At 43.7% G+C, this 17,867-nt stretch carries 13 protein-coding genes; 6 read left to right on the forward strand and 7 right to left on the reverse strand.

The features are described 5' to 3' along the window. The first annotated feature begins 60 nt into the window (after positions 1-60). The 3 genes from PPHA_RS08875 to PPHA_RS15600 all read left to right on the forward strand — a co-directional run bounded on the left by PPHA_RS08875 (position 61) and on the right by PPHA_RS15600 (position 1,404). Positions 61-279: a hypothetical protein gene (locus PPHA_RS08875; RefSeq protein ID WP_012508510.1), complete on the forward strand. Its 219-nt coding sequence runs from the start codon at positions 61-63 to the stop codon at positions 277-279. Then, on the forward strand, positions 279-539 hold the full coding sequence (locus PPHA_RS08880) for a Txe/YoeB family addiction module toxin (RefSeq protein WP_012508511.1): 261 nt from the start codon (positions 279-281) through the stop codon (positions 537-539). Before PPHA_RS08875 ends, PPHA_RS08880 begins: the two co-directional genes overlap by 1 nt. Positions 540-879: 340 nt before the next feature. Then, positions 880-1,404, forward strand: coding sequence for a hypothetical protein (locus tag PPHA_RS15600; protein WP_150085643.1), 525 nt, complete (start codon positions 880-882; stop codon positions 1,402-1,404). A gap of 156 nt (positions 1,405-1,560) precedes the next feature. On the opposite strand, the gene bchH is transcribed toward PPHA_RS15600, so the two are convergent. The 4 genes from bchH to lpdA all read right to left on the reverse strand — a co-directional run bounded on the left by bchH (position 1,561) and on the right by lpdA (position 10,190). Next, positions 1,561-5,403, reverse strand: a complete 3,843-nt coding sequence (gene bchH, locus PPHA_RS08890) for a magnesium chelatase subunit H (protein WP_012508513.1) — start codon at positions 5,401-5,403, stop codon at positions 1,561-1,563. Between the two features lie 200 nt (positions 5,404-5,603). Next, entirely contained in the window at positions 5,604-7,460 is a 1,857-nt protein-coding gene (bchD, locus tag PPHA_RS08895; protein WP_012508514.1) for a magnesium chelatase ATPase subunit D, read from the reverse strand. Beyond that, the gene (bchI, locus tag PPHA_RS08900) at positions 7,460-8,635 is read right to left on the reverse strand and encodes a magnesium chelatase ATPase subunit I (protein ID WP_012508515.1); all 1,176 of its coding nucleotides are present in this window, start codon (positions 8,633-8,635) and stop codon (positions 7,460-7,462) included. The genes bchD and bchI overlap by 1 nt, the downstream gene beginning before the upstream one ends. Before the next feature lie 130 nt (positions 8,636-8,765). Then, a complete protein-coding gene (gene lpdA / locus PPHA_RS08905; RefSeq protein WP_012508516.1) occupies positions 8,766-10,190 on the reverse strand; it encodes a dihydrolipoyl dehydrogenase in 1,425 nt (474 codons plus the stop codon). A 70-nt stretch (positions 10,191-10,260) separates the two neighbouring features. On the opposite strand from lpdA, the gene PPHA_RS08910 reads away from it, so the two are divergent. From PPHA_RS08910 to PPHA_RS08920, 3 genes are all read left to right on the forward strand, one after another. Beyond that, positions 10,261-11,310: an RluA family pseudouridine synthase gene (locus PPHA_RS08910; RefSeq protein WP_012508517.1), complete on the forward strand. Its 1,050-nt coding sequence runs from the start codon at positions 10,261-10,263 to the stop codon at positions 11,308-11,310. A 244-nt stretch (positions 11,311-11,554) separates the two neighbouring features. Continuing rightward, positions 11,555-15,007, forward strand: a complete 3,453-nt coding sequence (locus tag PPHA_RS14655; RefSeq protein WP_012508518.1) for a PAS domain-containing protein — start codon at positions 11,555-11,557, stop codon at positions 15,005-15,007. Positions 15,008-15,009: 2 nt separating this feature from the next. After that, positions 15,010-16,404: a sigma-54-dependent transcriptional regulator gene (locus tag PPHA_RS08920; protein WP_012508519.1), complete on the forward strand. Its 1,395-nt coding sequence runs from the start codon at positions 15,010-15,012 to the stop codon at positions 16,402-16,404. A 140-nt stretch (positions 16,405-16,544) separates the two neighbouring features. Here PPHA_RS08920 and PPHA_RS08925 read toward each other — a convergent pair whose 3' ends face one another. From PPHA_RS08925 to PPHA_RS08935, 3 genes are read right to left on the reverse strand one after another with little or no spacing between them, the layout of a single operon-like run. Further along, positions 16,545-16,889, reverse strand: a complete 345-nt coding sequence (locus PPHA_RS08925) for a gas vesicle protein K (protein WP_012508520.1) — start codon at positions 16,887-16,889, stop codon at positions 16,545-16,547. Positions 16,890-16,891: 2 nt separating this feature from the next. After that, positions 16,892-17,641, reverse strand: coding sequence for a GvpL/GvpF family gas vesicle protein (locus PPHA_RS08930; protein WP_012508521.1), 750 nt, complete (start codon positions 17,639-17,641; stop codon positions 16,892-16,894). A gap of 24 nt (positions 17,642-17,665) precedes the next feature. Next, complete coding sequence (locus PPHA_RS08935) at positions 17,666-17,866, reverse strand: gas vesicle protein (protein WP_012508522.1); 201 nt, start codon at positions 17,864-17,866, stop codon at positions 17,666-17,668. Position 17,867: the final 1 nt, after the last annotated feature.

A 17,867-nucleotide genomic window follows, 5' to 3' on the forward strand; every position in this document is an offset into this window, starting at 1 on the left:
CCCTCTGTCAGGATAAAATCAGCTGGCTACGGTAGTCGGCAATCAATATCGGAGAATACCATGAAAACCGTGACACTGAAAATTGATGATAGCGTTAACGAAAAATTCACCTGGTTACTTGAGCACTTCTCGACGAACGAGATAAAAATACTTGAACAATCCGAATATGTTAGTGATGATGAATATCTCAGAAACATTAACGGCATGGTTCAAAGCATTCATGATGCCCAACAAGAGCCTCAAGAAGGTGGAGTGACACTTGATAAACTGGAGTGGTGATGTACACCATACTCTTCATGACCCAGGCTCAAAAGGATGCAAAAAAACTTGGGGCGAGTGGTTTGAAGAAAAAAGTGCTTCAATTAATAAATATTATCAAGGATAATCCCTACAAATATCCGCCTGAGTTTGAATATTTAAAGGGTGATATGAAGGGATTGATCAGTAGAAGGATTAACAAACAACATCGCCTTGTCTACGAAGTTATTGAAGAGGCCAAGATCATTAAGGTGTATCGCATGTGGACTCATTATGAATAAAAACGTTCAATGAACCAATGTTAATTGCTTTCAGTGTGGTTGGTGTGGTGAAGTAATGTCAGTAGAAACTTTCATAGACAACCAAGAGCCAACGGATCCAAAGTCGCCCGTTTGGCGATACGTTGAATTCTGCAAGCTGCGGGACCTCGTCCAGAATAGACAACTTTATTTATGTCGCTCCGATAAATTCGAAGACCAAGACGAGGGGCTGCCTCCCTTTGAGTATGTTCAACACGCCCTGAACCTCAACCCTTATGACCTGAACGATATCCAAGAGCGCGATCACGCAATCGGCTATCTGGCCCAAGTCCGTCAATCGTTCTACGTGAACTGCTGGCACTTGGACATCGGTGAAACGGCAATGATGTGGAGGCGATATGGAAAAGATGGTGTTGCAATCGTATCGAGATACGACCTCCTCAAACAAGTGCTTCATCCGCTGGATGACAAGGTAATGGTCGGTCTAATCAGATACGGCACTAAGCATCTGACGGGCTGGAACGTCATTCAATTCATGACCACCAAACGGGAAAAGTATTCGCTTGAACGAGAAGTTCGAGCCATGATCTGGTTGACCGATACCGGCGACAACATGAATCGTCACTACGACAAAGACAATCGGCCTCACGATCGACCTATATACTCGCCGCCCCCGACGCTGCCGGAAGGGATTCGTCGCGAAATCAATGTCGGTTCCTTGATCACTGAAGTTGTTGTCAGCCCCTTTGCACCTGCAAGCCGATTGGCTGAGGTTCGAACGCTTCTTGCCGATGCAGAAATCGCTGCAGAGGTACGTGAGTCGAAGTTAACTCCCTTTCAGTCGCTCATACCAAATGAAGATGAACTGAGGGGCTTCATGACTTGATCAAGAACAAGCAACCACATCCCCGACCACAACCAACAAAAAAGGTCTGGCTAACTTTGGCTTGCAGCCGAAGCGGATCGGCAAACAATAATCACCGCCACGGCTGAAACCGGTTGTTAAATTTATGAGCCCGCCCTAACCTCATTCCTAATTCAGTTACTCGTCGTCGGTCAGGCCTTCCAGGCGGTCCTCGAGATCGGCGTAGATCTCCTGCAACTCATCAATCATGTTCTGGTCGGCTTTCCACATGCCACGACCATGCGCTTCAAGCATTCGCCCGACAATGTTTTTGATCGCCTGCGGATTAAGCGTTGCAAGCCGCTCCCTCATTTCAGGGTCGAGCGCATAGGTTTCGGCTGTTTTTTTGTAGACCCAGTCATCAACGCTCTTGGTTACGGCATCCCAGCCAAGCATGTAGGTGACGCGGTTGCTGATTTCACCAGCGCCGCTATGACCATGCTTGAGCATTCCCTCAAACCACTTCGGGTTGAGCAGTTTTGAACGGTACTCAATACGGAGCGATTTTTCAGCATCATCAACCTTGATGTCGGAGGTAAACGATTCTACGTAGTTGAGCTTGACATCACCTGGTTTCGTATTGCGGCGGCGAGCGGCAAGCTGCAGGGAACCGGAAGAAGAGAAGTAATGATCGATATCGGAGATACCAAATTCGGTAGAGTCAACCTGGTGCACAACCCGGTCAACCGAACCGAGCAATTTCTGCAGAATAGCCGACTCATTCTCCCCTTTCCTGCCTCCACCGTAAGCACTACTGTTGCGACGGATAAAGAGGTCATCAAGATCATTTTCTGATTCCCATGCCGAGTCCTCAATCATATCATCAACATAGGTACCATAAGCGCCCGGCGCCTGGGTAAACTGGCGGGCGGTCGCCGTCTCAAACTCCATACCAGAGGCAAGCGCCTCATCGACATGTTTTTTAACATAGTTCATCTCCACAGGCTCATCAGCTTTGGCTGCATCCTTGACAAGTCGGTCGAGCTGATCCATGAGAAGGCCGAAAGCATCACGGAAAATCGGGCTGAGCTGCATGAGCACATCAATCCGTGGACGGCGGAGCCTGTCAAGCGGCACCAAACTGTAGTGACTGATTTTACCAAAAGCATCATAGGATGGCTCCCCCCCGAGCAACCTGATCACAACGGCTACGGCTTCACCCTTGGTTTTAATGGTGTCGAGACCCCAGAGCACCTGGGCGATGGTTTCAGGATACTCTCCACCATTTTCCTCAAGATGCTTTTTAACAATACTGTCAGCAATCAGCGTCCCCCGCTTGAAAGCAAGTACCGAGGGAATTCTCCATGGATCGATAGAGTGAATATTGCGACCCGAAGGAAGTACATTGATACCGTCCCGCACCAGGTCACCTCCTGGACCGGAAGAGATATAACGGCCATTGAGTACCTTCATCAGGGAATCAAGCTCACCGGTATTGTCGCGAAGCGCAACAAGGAGCATTGAGCCCTCCCTCATCAACTGTTCAACAAAGGGGATATAATCAGCCGGAATGCGCGATCCTCCTGTTATCGAAGAAAAGGCTCCTGCTGCATTTTTACGGTCAAACAACACCTGCTGGACAAAATCACGGCACGCCGTATCGACCCACTCACGCAGGCGGATAGCCTCTTCGTCTCCCTTTCTTGAGCGACTGGTCAATTCAGCATAGCTGCTGAAGTGTCCATTCTTCCCCGAAGCGCTCATAAGAAGAGTCGGCAGAGTTTTTGCCTCTTCATCCCGGTTTTTAAGGGTTTCCGTGACGGTGATGATCTGCGCTTCAAGAGGACTCGCCTCACCGAAAACATGAAGGGAGTTGGAAATCAGCCGGTTTTCAAGTTCGCTGATATAGATATAGAGCCTGCTGACATAATCAGTGAACCCTTCGCTCTCACGACGGGGACAATCATCGGTCAGATTGAGCAGTTCAGCTTTCTGCATAATGGCCTCTTCAAAACCAGAAGCATCGACCTCCCCACTCGGAGAAGCTGAGGCTGAAGCTGAAAAATTTCTCTCCCGGAAATCGACAAGCAACTCTTTCAATGCAGGAAGCTCCTTGTAGAGGCCGGCACGAGAGAGCGGTGGTACAACATGGGAAACCATGGTAGCCAATCCGCGCCGCTTGGCAATGGTGGATTCACTGGGATTGTTCACCGGATAGATGTAGATATGCGGAACCTCTCCAAGAAGAGCATCCGGCCAACAATCGCCGGTAAGACCTGTCTGAAGTCCCGGCATCCACTCGACCGATCCATGCATTCCTACATGAACCATGGCGTGAGCCTGAAACTCCCGGCTTATCCAGCGATAGAATGCGATATACTGATGGTGCGGTGTATTGGCCTTGTCGAAAAGCAAGCGCATGGGATCGCCCTGCACACCAATTCGTGGCTGAACACCGACAAAAATATTGCCAAACCGTATGCCTCCGATAAAAACATCGTTTTCACCGATCGGCACAATTTCTCCAGGAAATTTCTGCCACCGCTCCTCAATACGTTCGCGCTCCCTTGAGGAGGTCAGCGTTTTGAAAGTCTCATAATTAACTTTCAGGGCATCCGGCTGATGCTGTTTAATCTGGTGATCGGTTGCCTGATCAAGGGCTGTAAAGAGCGCATCAGCCGTTTCGGGAAGCTGGCCAACATTGTAGCCCTCTTTTTTCAACCGTTGCAAGGCGGCCAAAAGCGTTCTGGGAACATCAAGCAGCGCCGCACTGGCTTTTTTGCCGAGGCCGGGAGGATAATCGTAGACAATAAACGCAACTTTTTTATCCCTGTTGGCCGTTGCACGCAAGCGAAGCCACTGACTGACAACGCCAGCAAGCCGGTCAATGCGCTCAGGAACCGTCTCTATTTTGCCATCCTGCAATGCTCCAAGAATAACCGGACAGATCGCACCATCCATCTCAGGAATGGCGTAGGTAAAGGTCATCTGCATGGGAGAGACACCAAGCTCTTTCCAGGATTCAAATCCCTGGGTCAGAAGTGGCTGAGCAACAATGTAGGGGACGTCAAGTTTTGTCATGATTTCGTGACGCGCCTCAGCAGCCGTGCCAGGCTTAGTCGATCCGGCAGGGCCTCCTACGAGGCCAAAACCCATCATATTAACCAGAAGATCGATATTTTCCTTGACAAGCCAGTCCCGCACCAGAACATGTCCCTCCACACCCATCACAAAGGATGGGAACAGATGAATACCCCGTTTTTCGAGCACGCGAATCGTGTTATCGATATAGGTTTTTTCCTGCAGCAGGTGTTTACGAAAAAATAAAAGACCAATTTTCTGGCCCTTGTCAATATTGATCCCACGCTTTTTTAACCAGTTTTTATAGCTCTTGACATCCGTAAAATAGGCTGGTGCATCAGGATGATAAATCCCCATATTCGGAACATCAACAATCGCCCCGACAGTAACCTTTTCGTTAAAATATTCCCGCAGAATAAGCCGGAACATATTGGCGATATTCTCTGCTGTCGGCTGCATCCAGTAGGAGTAAACCATCAGCCAGTTCTTGAAATCCTTGGCTTTGCTTGGCACAAGGGGAAGAATGGTGCGCATGATCTTCATGAGCTTCATATAACCATAGAGGGCATCCTCATCACGACCCTTCACCAGCATTTTCGCCACTTTTTTAACCATATCCGGCATGCCAGCCTTTCCATCTCCTACCGAATAATTCCCTACCTTGGTCAATGCCATCGCTTCAGGCATGGACTCAAAAATAAAGATGGTCTTTTCGTTACTCGATTGATCAAGCTGTTTCTTGAACCAGTCGATCTGCTCCTTGAAATTGATCATGCTCATGAAAACACAGTCCGCCTCCTGAATTGCCCTGGCCGCTTCAGGATGCTTTTTTTCAAGATCAACATCACTCAACTGGGTTAATTCGGCTTCGCTGGAAAGAAGCCCCTTGATCTTTTTCCAGAGACCAGCGTTATACTGCTCAAGACCAACAATAGCAACAATTTTACGGCGATTAGACATGATGTTAGGAGTAGATAGACATTAGAGTGTCATTGTACATAACAAAGCCAATATATATGGCTAATATACAAAACAAGTCCCGCATATATATCGAAAACGTATATATTTGGGTTCCAACTGTACCCCTAATGTAAGTAAAGGAAGGTAATTATTCCACAAAAAGACCTTTCCGCAAAATAAGGCAGAAAGGTCTTTGGGAATTAAAAGCTCAATGCAGCCTCAACGATCTGTTCTGCTTTGGCATTCGGCAGGTAAAAATAACGTCCCCCGAGCTTCTGGGCAAGCTTGGGCGCTTCGCCCCGCGATAGATAGTTCATCTGGGTATCAATAACAATAGATGCAACACCATCGGCCTGGATAGAGAGCGAAAGGGCTTCAATCTCCTTTTCAAGCGCCTCTTTGGAAGCTTTTTCCGCAAGTGGATCAAAGGTAGCCTGCAGCCCGATATTTCCACGTCCATCAGTAATCAGCACAAACATGATCTGTGAAATACCTTTGGTACGCGCCTGTTTGGCCGTCTCCCAGCCAAGATAGAGTGCAGAGGCGAGAGGTGTTCCACCACCTGTAGGAAGAACATCAAGCTCCCGTTTTGCACGGTCAACACTCTGTGAGGGAGGAAGCAACACCTGAGCCTGCTTTCCGCGAAACGATATCAGGGCAACCTGGTCGCGATGCACATAGGCATTCTGCAAAAGACTGGCTACAGCACCCTTTGCCTGGCGCATACGGTTCAATGCCATGGAGCCTGAGGCATCGACCATGAAGATAAAGAGCGTTCCTGACTTGTCTCGGAAGCGCTTGATCTTCACATCATCCTTGGTAATAAGCAAGGCTGTTTTAGACCGCCCTGCCATCTTGCTGTCACGCCTCCGGGTCTCCTGCCAGGGCGCTGCGGAAATAAGTGTCGGAATAAGCGCAACTTTATTGGTGCGCATCTCACCGGGCTGAGCCCGTACAAAACGGCCACGCTTGTTGTTGAGCGCTTCGCCACGGCTGCCGGTAGTAGTTTTCTTTTTTGATGCCAGAGAGATGTTGAGAATATTATCAGGCAACTCCATCTCAATAGCATCCATCATCAGCTCCTCGATCATGTCGGGAGTCTCTTTCTGCTCCTCTTCAGCTTCCGCATCCGGTGTGTCCGCCTGGGCCTCTTCATCTTCAGATTCCGGCTCTTCCTGTGGAGGCGGTTCCTCTTCGGGAGGCGCTTCGTTGGATTCCGCTTCACGTTCAGGCATACGGGTCGCACGAGGAATGAGCACCAGCTTGATGGCCTGTTTCATATCTTCCTCCTCAACATCGCTGCGCTGTGCGAGAGCGGCTGCGGCTATTGCAGCACGAACGGTGAAAATATCAACACGGTTTCCCTCAACCCCCAAGCTGATGGCAGTCTGGATAAGCGCCCGAATCTGCTCATCTGTTATCGAAACATGCGGCAGTTGTTCACGGGCAGCCTGGATAAAACCGGCAAGCATCTTCAACTCGTCACGGGTATCTTCCTCATCCCTCTTGCCAAGTACGATATTGACAATTTTCTTGCGCGCCCGATAATCATTCTGTGCCGTAAAGGGTACAATAATTCCGATGCGGTCGAGAAGTCCCATGCGAACTTCGCCATCAGTAGGATCATAGGTGCCCACCAGCATAAACTTTGCTGGATGCACCTCACTGAGGCCTTCGCGCTCGACAAGAACTTCGCCGCGCGAAATGGCATCCATGATGTGCGATACCGCCGAACTGTCGAGAAGGCTGATGGAGTCGACATAGAGCACCCCGCCATGTGCCTTCGAGAGCACACCATGCTGGACAACGCGCACTCCTGTTGCAAGGGTTGCCTCCAGATCAACGCCACCGATCAAACGATCTTCAGTTACGTTTAGAGGAAGTTCCACGAAGGGTGTCCCTTCGGGAAGAATATCAGCAAATGCCCTGGCGAGCGTCGACTTTCCCGACCCCACGGCCGAAGGAATAACAACACCGCCAAGTTCAGAATCAACGGCCAGCAGCATGAGCGCCTGCTTGGCCAGATCCATCCCTACGATATCGGTAAAAGCTATCATTATACTGCTTCCGCTTCTCCGAGGATTTTAGCGAGTTCACGATCAATTTTTTCACCGGCATCAAGGGTCTCAAGAGGATCCTTGCGCAGACGGTGACGCAGACAGAGGCCTGCGATATCCTTGACATGCTTCATGGTCACTACTGTTTCACCAAGGAATGCTGCATGGGCAAAAGCGGTACGGGTAATGGTAAGTTCACCACGGTGACCATCAATACCAAGGTTCATACAGAGCTTTGCAATATCGGTAAGCACACTGTCATCCATGGTCACTGACGAAAGCAGCTCTTTGGCTGTCTGAATCTTTTTCTGGAGCTTCTGCTGGTCACGACCGTACTTTTTCATAAATGCATCCGGATCTTCATCAAAATCACGACGGCGCTTGACAATATCGACTCGTTTTGCAATATCAAGAATCGTAATGATACGGGCATGCAGACCAAAACGGTCAAGAAGCTGGGGACGAAGTTCGCCCTCTTCCGGGTTACCGGAACCAACAAGCACAAAACGGGCTGGATGGCGAATACTGATACCTTCACGTTCAACCACGTTTTGACCACTCGCAGCAACATCAAGCAGCACGTCAACAAGATGGTCATCAAGCAGGTTGACCTCATCAATATAGAGAAATCCGCGATTCGCCTGGGCAAGCAGGCCTGGTTCAAATGCTTTTACGCCGCTGGTAAGCGCTTGCTCAATATCAATGGTACCGCAGACACGGTCTTCTGTAGCACCAAGCGGAAGATCTACAACTGGTACAGGAATTTTTTCGATTTTGAGCGATGACGGATCAATAGCCTTATGGCCCTTTTTTGCCTCCTCACCTTCAACATATTGATCGACGGTACGATTGTATGTATCACCCTCAACCCGTTCAATCAGTGGAAGCACTTCAGCAAGCGCTCTGACCGTGGTACTTTTTCCGGTACCCCTGTGTCCCATGACGAGCACACCTCCGATTCTCGGGTCAATGATATTGAGGATCAGACTGAGCTTCATTTCCTCCTGACCGACAATTGCTGTAAAAGGAAAGGCTTGTCCAGACTTCTTTTTTGCAGCAGGCTTAACTGCTTTTTTGAGTTCAGGAGTAGTTGTGACCGTTGAACTCGCCTTAGCCTTTACCGCAGCAGGCTTCTTTGCAGCAGTTTTTTTCGCAGCCGTTTCAGTCTGAGTCATAGTTGATCTTTTAGTTGATACCTGTTTCGCCGTGAACATTGAAATCATTCACTGGAAAAGGTTTACTGTTTTATGAGCTAAATAAATGAAACTGAATTTATGCTTTTAGAAAGACAATAGAAAATGGTTTTCAAAAACGTCGCTCCTGCAGAGCATTTTCTGCTGCCTCTTTAATTGTTTCCGAAAGGGTCGGATGGGCATGAACCGTGCTGGCAAGCAGTTCGGCAGTGACCTCAAGCCGACGTGCCAGCGTGATCTCTCCAATCAACTCAACCGCTCCATGTCCCAAAACATGCGCTCCAAGCAAACGACCATCTACAGCGTTAAAGAGCAGCTTCACCACTCCCTCAAGATTACCATAGGCATTCGCCTTGCCTGATGCAGCAAAGAGGGAGCGTCCAACCATTACCATGTAACCCTGCTCAATAGCCTGCTCCTCACTCAGTCCGACACTTGCAACCGATGGTTCTGCGTAAACACATCGCGGAATCATGCTCTCATCAAGCAGATGGGGAGCCTTTCCTGCTATTGAATCAACAGCAATGGCAGCTTCAGCCGACGCCTTGTGGGCAAGCAGCATCCCTCCACGCACATCTCCTATAGCAAAAATATTGCTGACTGACGTCCTGCAGGCAGCATCCGTCACAATGAAACCCCGTGACCTCTCCACGCCAGCATGTTCCAGACCAAGTCCGTCACAATTACCGGTCACTCCGACAGCGACCAGCAACAACTCTGCACTTATCGGTTGCGACTCTTCTCCATCAACAACAAGAAGTCCGTTCACCCGATCTTCTGATACAACAACACCTTCCAGCTTCGCTCCGGTGACCACCCTGATCCCTGCCTTCTCAAACGAGCGCTTCAGAGCTTCCGAAATCTCCCCATCTTCAAATGGCAAGAGACGTGGCATCATTTCTACAAGTGTAACAGTAGTACCAGCCATCGCATAAAACCAGGCCATTTCAACACCAATAGCACCACCTCCCAATACCATCATGGATGAAGGAACTGACTTCATGGCCAACGCTTCCCTGCTGGTGATAATGTGCCTGCCATCCGGCTCCAACCCAGGAAGTTGTCGCGAGCGCGCTCCTGATGCAATAATGATATGGTTTGACTGAACGGTTTCAACACACACCCCATCGCGAAAAATATCAAGTGTGTGTACACCGCTGAACAACGCCTCCCCCTGGATCACCTCAACCTGCGCCCGACGCAGAATAAAAGCGATCCCTTTCGACAGTTTCTGTACCACACTGCGGCTGCGTTTAACCGCTTCGGCAAGGTCAATTCCAGAGGCTTGAACCTTGAGACCGTAGGAACCAGCTTTTTTAAAAAGATCGAACACCTCTGCGCTCCGCAAAAGAGCTTTTGTTGGAATACAACCCCAGTTCACGCACACACCACCCAATGCGCCTTTCTCAATGAGGCATACCTTCATTCCGGCCTTTGCCGCTCGAAGCGCAGCTTCATAACCTCCTGGTCCTGAACCGATAACGGCAACATCAACGTTACGACCGGGCCCTTCAGGCAACTGTTGCATGGAATGCATAAAAAGATATGGTGTGGTTTTGTTATACTGACCCCGTAGTTTATCACCCGTAGTGTTCAAGTATCGCAAAATGCAAAATCAGCCACAAAAAAACGAATCGGAACAACGAGGTGAACCACCTCTTGAGCCCAAAAAACTCACCTTGCAGGTAAGTCGGGTACAAATCCCGATGCGTATTGACCAATACCTGACACAGCAGGTTGAAAACGCAACACGCAACAAGGTACAGGAAGCTATTGAAGAGGGTCGTGTGCTGGTCAATGAAAATAGGGTAAAATCGAATTATCGCATTAAATCATGCGATGTTATTGAGATGACTTTTCTGCGGCCACCAGCACCGGAGCTCACAGCGGAAAATATACCCATTGAGATCATATACGAGGATTGTGATCTGATGGTCGTCAACAAAAAAGCTGGTATGGTAGTCCATCCTGCATTCGGGAACTGGACAGGAACACTGGCAAACGCTATTCTGCACCACATTGGCATGGATGCAGAGGAGCTTGACCAAGCTGAGCTACGACCAGGAATCGTACATCGGCTCGACAAAAACACCTCGGGACTTATCATTGTTGCCAAAAATCCGATTGCGCTGCATCGTCTTGCCCGCCAGTTCGCTGAGAGAAAAGTGATAAAAGTCTACAAGGCCATCGTATGGGGAGTTCCCGATCCAGCAGCAGGCACCATAACAACCAATATCGGACGCTCAAAAAAAGACCGAAAAGTGATGGCAAACTTTCCTTTTGAAGGAGAGTATGGAAAAACTGCGATCACCGATTATTCCGTAATGGAAAATCTCCAATGGTTTTCGCTGCTTTCGCTTAGGCTGCATACAGGACGAACCCACCAGATCAGGGCTCACTTGCAGCACCTTGGTCATCAGATTCTCGGAGATGTTACCTATGGCGGAACCATCTTGCGCACACTCCCTTTCAGTAAAAGTGAAAGTTTCGTTAAAAACCTCCTCGAACTACTACCGCGTCAAGCTTTACATGCCGAAACGCTCTCTTTTCATCAGCCAATAAGCCATGAACCACTCTCCTTCACGGCGCCCATGCCGGAAGATATGCAGCATGCGCTGGATAAAATCCGCTCAACACTTCTTCATCCCTCTTGTTAAGAAGATCAAACCATGAGGATATGATGAATAACTGGCAAGAGATATTTCTCTTGAATACTTATGTTTGAAATAGGTCAGGCAATTTGTTACTCAAATCAGAATGAAGAATATCACTTTTGTCGCCACCATTCCATCTCCCCCTCTTGTAAAATTTTTAGATGAAATTTTCGTATGTTGAAGGGAGAGATCGAAGTGCAATGCGCTTACCACTGAAGAGAAGGTTCTGTTCAACAAAAGAGCCCATATGCCCGTAATATATACAGACAATAACGCCGATAACTCCTACTCTGAGCTTAAAGAGACAAGGGATGCACTCGCTGCCAGCAATACCCATCATCGCAACCTTATTGACTACATGCAAAATGGGTATGCTTACTGCCGCGTAATATTCGAAGAAGGAGTTCCTGTTGATTTTATCCATGAGGAAGTCAATTCCGGTTATGAGAAAATGACCGGCCTGAAAAACGTTGTTGGAAAGAGAGCGACCGAGGTCTTTCCCGGCATCAACAACACCTTTCCTGAATTTATCGAGAAACATATAACCGTAGCCCAGACAGGAATTTCTAATCGGTTTGAATTGTATCTGGAACCATTGAGGTCATGGTTTGACCTGACAGTTTACTGCCCTCAAAAAGGCTACTTCGTCTCTATAATTGATGACATCACACAACGAAAAATAGCTGAAGAGGCTCAGAAGGAGAGCGAAGAACGGTTCAGAAAACTGTTTGAGAACCATTCAGCACCTATGTTAATCATCGATCCCGAAACAGGCTATATCGTTGATGCCAATAACGCCTCTGCAATTTTTTATGGCTGGTCAATCGATGAACTACGCCAAATGCATATGCAGCAAATCAGCACCCTGTCTCCTGATAAAATTAAAGCAGAGATGGCGAAAAGCGTCTTGAAGACACAAAACCAGTTTTCTTTTCGCCATCGCAAAGCTGACGGGTCATTGCGAGAAGTCGATATTTTCAGTAATGCAATTGAAATTCATGGTAAAATCCTTCTCTATTCAATTATTCATGATATTTCTGAACGCAAGAGATACGAATCACTGACCGCATTCCGTCTTCGCCTGCTTGAAATGGCAGAAACCCATTCCGCCGAAGAGTTACTGTTGGCAGCAATGGACAAAAAGGAGGAGGATCAATCGTTCAACAGACTGTTTAATGTCTTTCCTCAACCAATGCTTCTTCTTGATCCCGATGGCGGAATCATTTTAGCTAATAATGCATTCAAAACTCAATTAAACAATCACTCTGAAATAACTCCAGGCTCGAATATTTTTGATTCTATCTCTATTGAACTTGCTCTTGAACAGAGGAACGTAATTGCGGAGGTTCTTTTTACTGGCGAACGTATCTTTTACGAAAAAGAATCTCATGGGCGTATATACCGCCATACTGTCTACCCTATCCCAAATAGCGATGGTGAAATAACAAAGCTGCTGATGTTCATTATGGACATTACAAACCTCATTTTAACAGAAAAAGAGCTTCTTGTTGAAAGAGTACGTTACCGGAACCTCTTCAATAATCATTTGAATGGTTTTGCTTATTGCAGAATGATATTTAAAGATAATTGTCCAGTAGATTTCATTCCTGAAGTGGTAAATCTGAATTTCAAAAGATTAACAGGATTACAAATCATTGAGGGACAAAGTATATCTATGCATATTCCGGGTATAAGCATATCTAATCCGGAACTATTTGAAAAAGTTGGGCGTGTATCACTGAATGGAATTGCAGAAAGATTCGATTTATATATAAACACATTGGATAAATGGCTTGATATTACAGCATACAGCCACCAGAAAGGGTACTTTGTCATCGTGTTGACTCCCATGAAAACCATAAATACCGGTAACTGGGAGTGGAATCTTGAAAATGGAGAGATGATATGGTCCGATAAATTACGGATGCTTTATGGACTTGACTTGCACAGTAGTAACCCTTCCTACCAGACTTGGTTACAAGCCATTGTTCCTATGGAAAGGATAAATACAGAAAAGACAATGCGGGATGCAATTCATAATGAAAATACATTTGAAACAATATACAATATCTGTGATCAAAATGGCACCGTAAGACAAATGATGACTCACGGTTTCCCTGTAAAAGATGAAAACGGACTTGTAAAAAGATATATGGGTGTAAGTATTGATATTACAGAATATAAAAATGATGACACTACCCATCTCATCAATACACACAATTTCACATCTCTTTTGAATTCTGCTGTGGAGCCACTATGCTCTTTGGCAATCGATGGAACAATTCTTGATGCAAACAAAGATTTTCTCGATATCTACTCATTAGAATCAAAAAGCGTTATAGGACAAAACTTTCATTCTCTCTTTCCTCGTCAACTTCAGGAAGAACGAAAAACAAAATTTGAACTTATCTTTTATACAAGAGAACCAGTTCATTTCAAGGATCTGTTTCATTCAAATCTTCATGAAACAGATCGGAATGAAGAATATATCTATCATATTTCCGCATATCCTATTTATGGAATCAATGAAGATATCAACTCTATAGCTGTCTTTATTACAGACTCCAACAAAAACAATAAAGCAGAAAAATCAAGAAGACAATTAGACAAACAATACCAGACTCTCATAGCAGCGTCACCTGACAGCATTATAACAACTGATCTTGATGGAATTATCAGCAGTGTCTCTGATATTGGTCTTGAAATATTTGGAGCCAATAATAAAGCTGATGTTATAGGCATGTCTTTTTCAAATATTGTATACTCAGATAACATTAAAATAATCAATGAAATATTTGATGTAACATTACGCGAAGGTTTGATACAAAACAAAGAGATCGTGCTAAAAAAGAAAAACAATACCGTATATTCGGCAGAAATCAGTGCGGCATTAATTCAGGATTATAATGGAGCTCCATCATCGTATATGATGATTATTCGTGATATTTCACAAAGAAAAATAATTGAAAGCGAACTTTTTCATGCCAAAAGATTAATAAGTCTTGGTGAAATGGCATCTGGTATTGCACATGAAATTTATCAACCGATTAATAATATTGGATTAATCGTTGATAAGATTTTGATGGATGCGTCAAAACATAATTGGGCATGTGAAAAAGAAATTAAAATCAAATCCGAAAAAATATTTGAAAACATATTAAGAATTCAGACTATAATAGATAACATCAGATCCTTTTCAAGTACAGATAATAATTATATATCTTCAGTTATAAATATCAATAAAAGCATTCGAAACGCTCTCTTGATGGTATCCGAGCAGTGTAAGCACAAATCTATAATACTTGATTTCAAAGCTGAAGAAGAGCGATTCTCAGTTACTGGAAACATTTACAAATTCGAACAGGTAATTCTGAATTTAATCAAAAACTCTATTGATGCTCTTGAAGAAAAGAAACAAATCTATAATACGGGCTTTGAAATGAAAATATTTGTTAGATCATTTTACAAAAACAATTCGATAATAGTAACAGTAGAAGACAATGGGATAGGTGTAAGTGAAAGCAATATCGAATATATAATGCATCCATTTTATACAACAAAAGAATCTGGAAAAGGTACAGGACTTGGACTTTCGATTAGTTATGGCATTATAAAAGAGATGAATGGCGATATTAAAATAAAAAGTGTTCCAATGAACGGAACATGCATTATTATTACTCTTCCGTCAAATAGCAACTGAACATGCAGAATAATTACATTAGTCAGATAAAGGTACTAATACTTGACGATGAAATAGATTTTACAAATGAGATCAGTGATTACCTGAAAAACACTGGTTTTATTCCTTTTTCTGCAAACACGCCAGAAGAAGGTTATGCTATTTTGAGCAAATATAATATTGATCTTCTCATTCTTGATGTACGTTTGCCAGGTACAAACGGACTTGATATTTTAAAAAATGTCAAATCGTTGTATCCTGGTATCGAAGTGATCATGGTATCTGCACATGGTGACATGGATACGGTAATCGACTCCATAAGGCTGGGGGCTTTTGATTATTTACGTAAACCCATGAGGTATATAGATATACAGATAGCTATAGAGCGAACACAAAAATATCTTAAAATGCAGCGTAACCTCGCGCATGCAGAAGAGAAGTACTCACTGATAACATCAGATATTGCTTCAAAAATAGGACGCCATTGTATCGGAAAAAGCAAACAGATAATTGAAATCTACGAACTGGCTAAAACAGCATCAGAATATTCAGATATAAATGTACTTATTACGGGCGAAAGTGGAACAGGAAAAGAGATTTTTGCTAAACTTATTCATTATATGAGCAAGCAAAAGGACAATTATTTTGGAGCTATTAATTGCAGTGCGATAAGTGACGCTTTGATTGAAAGTGAATTTTTCGGACATAAAAAAGGAGCTTTCACTGGTGCTATTTCAGATAAAAAAGGATTATTTGAAATATGCAATGAGGGGACATTATTTCTGGATGAAATTGCTGATATGCCATTGAATTTGCAGTCAAAGATTTTACGGGCTATTGAGGAAAAAACAATTACCAGAGTCGGAGATACAAAACAAATACAAACAAAATTCAGACTGATAGCCGCGACAAATTGTGATTTGCAAAAAATGGTTGACGAAAAAAAATTCAGACTTGATTTACTTCACAGACTCAATACATTACATATACATATTCCGCCTCTTCGTGAAAGGATAGAAGATATCGGGCCATTGTTTATCGATTTCACAAAAGAGTTCTCTGAAAAAATCAACAAACCGATAGAATCTATTGGTGATGATGTCTTTGTCGCTCTTGAAAAATATAGTTTTCCCGGGAATATAAGAGAATTAAGAAATCTTGCTGAAAGAGCTATCATACTTTCTAAAGGGAATTCACTACAAATATGTGATTTCCCATTACCTGTAGTGAACAAAATATCCAATACAACTGATAGCAATACTAAAATTGATGAGGAAGATGCTATACATAAAACTCTTGAGGAATGCGAATATAATCAGGTAATGGCAGCAGAGATACTTGGGATAAGCAGATATGCTTTGATTAGAAGGATGAGAAAATATAAAATTGATATCAAAAGAAATGAAGCAGAGCGATAAAGTGATATATTGTAGCAGTTATTAATATACGTCGAGCGAATAATTGCGCGTAATCTTATATCAAGGACGATTTATATTTTTATGTCTGACCTTACGTTACTGCGGAATCAATTCTTGAGAAATACTTTTGTAGATATGGGTTACATAAGATCGCCCAAAGGACCGAGATTAAGGTTGAGATCTTTGTCAGTAAGGTTGAAGATACCTTTTAACTCCTCCATCTTTTTCTCAAGCTTCATAAGCGTTTCTCCAAGCTCTTCAATTTGTGATTCACTCAATGAATTACCATCAATTCTGCGCATTGCCTGTTTTTCAATCAATTTTCTTATAAGTTCAATAAGAGTCAATACAAGCTTGGCGAGACCTGACTCTACATTATCGGGAGTTGCATTGATTCTCCCTTGAATACCTGGTTTTAATTTTTCAAGTTCTTCAATAATTTCATCTGCCGAACCTGCATAATATAATATCTTATCACTATCCATAATTATCCAATATTTATATTTGAAAAATTATATGGTGGCCATGGACCAGATAAAACAACGTTATGTTCCGAAAATAGAGTCTGCATTTGAATAACTAAATCAAGAAGCTCACTTTTTTTCGACCTTTCTATCATAAATACAGCATCAACTATAAATCCTGTTGTTGTTTGTTTATTGTACACAATTAAATCAGTTATTTTTTGAAGATTACAAGCAACAATCGACTGTATCTTATCAATGTATTGAAGCCTCTTTTCTTCTGATAAGTGTTTTATGTATTTGTTTAATAAATATTTTTTACTGTCAGTATTTCCATGTAAAATATCTGGAACATTTTGAGGCAAATCAAACAAATCTTCAATATTATTTTTTTCTTTATCCTGATGCGAATAGAGTATTCTTAAGGAATACTCTTCTTTATCAGTTATTTTTTTTATTATTGTAACAAATGTTTCATTATGGTTTTTTAATAATTCAGTCACATCGAATGGTGATGATACAATAGATCCATACCTCATAGGCAGTATTGAGTATTTAGCAGCAATGTCTCCTATAATCGTTGCATATATCATTACATCATTTTGACATGCTTGTTTTTTCTCATCAGTGGTTCTTGAAACGATAGCAGAGAGTGTACTTGTAGATATTATTTCAAGTTTAATTTTTGATTTAAGTGATATTGCATCAACATATGATGAAAACGAATCGATATAATTTATCGAATCAAAAATAGCATAAATAATTAAAGGCATGCTTGATTATAATAAATGCTGTTTTTACATTTTTATCGAGTTCTGTTTATTTTTTTCCATCGTCTCCACAGAACTTAGCAATAGTCTGAGTCCAACATACACAAGATCTATATCTGCTACGGAAATGACAATATCTCCTGTAATAACAACACCTTTGGTTAAAACACGATCGAGAACATCGAGAATTGTAATTTCTTTATTCTTGCTATAAAATTCGTCTTGCATT

It is taken from the genome of Pelodictyon phaeoclathratiforme BU-1 (genome assembly GCF_000020645.1).
GTDB classification, from domain to species: domain Bacteria; phylum Bacteroidota; class Chlorobiia; order Chlorobiales; family Chlorobiaceae; genus Chlorobium; species Chlorobium phaeoclathratiforme.

Bases quoted from the DNA above. Each gene is read 5' to 3' on its own strand.
- PPHA_RS08875 (WP_012508510.1), top strand. From the start codon at position 61: ATGAAAACCGTGACACTGAAAATTGATGATAGCGTTAACGAAAAATTC.
- PPHA_RS08880 (WP_012508511.1), top strand. From the start codon at position 279: ATGTACACCATACTCTTCATGACCCAGGCTCAAAAGGATGCAAAAAAA.
- bchH (WP_012508513.1), bottom strand. From the start codon at position 5,403: ATGTCTAATCGCCGTAAAATTGTTGCTATTGTTGGTCTTGAGCAGTAT.
- bchD (WP_012508514.1), bottom strand. From the start codon at position 7,460: ATGATAGCTTTTACCGATATCGTAGGGATGGATCTGGCCAAGCAGGCG.
- bchI (WP_012508515.1), bottom strand. From the start codon at position 8,635: ATGACTCAGACTGAAACGGCTGCGAAAAAAACTGCTGCAAAGAAGCCT.
- lpdA (WP_012508516.1), bottom strand. From the start codon at position 10,190: ATGCATTCCATGCAACAGTTGCCTGAAGGGCCCGGTCGTAACGTTGAT.
- PPHA_RS08910 (WP_012508517.1), top strand. From the start codon at position 10,261: ATGCAAAATCAGCCACAAAAAAACGAATCGGAACAACGAGGTGAACCA.
- PPHA_RS14655 (WP_012508518.1), top strand. From the start codon at position 11,555: ATGCCCGTAATATATACAGACAATAACGCCGATAACTCCTACTCTGAG.
- PPHA_RS08920 (WP_012508519.1), top strand. From the start codon at position 15,010: ATGCAGAATAATTACATTAGTCAGATAAAGGTACTAATACTTGACGAT.
- PPHA_RS08925 (WP_012508520.1), bottom strand. From the start codon at position 16,889: ATGGATAGTGATAAGATATTATATTATGCAGGTTCGGCAGATGAAATT.
- PPHA_RS08930 (WP_012508521.1), bottom strand. From the start codon at position 17,641: ATGCCTTTAATTATTTATGCTATTTTTGATTCGATAAATTATATCGAT.
- PPHA_RS08935 (WP_012508522.1), bottom strand. From the start codon at position 17,866: ATGCAAGACGAATTTTATAGCAAGAATAAAGAAATTACAATTCTCGAT.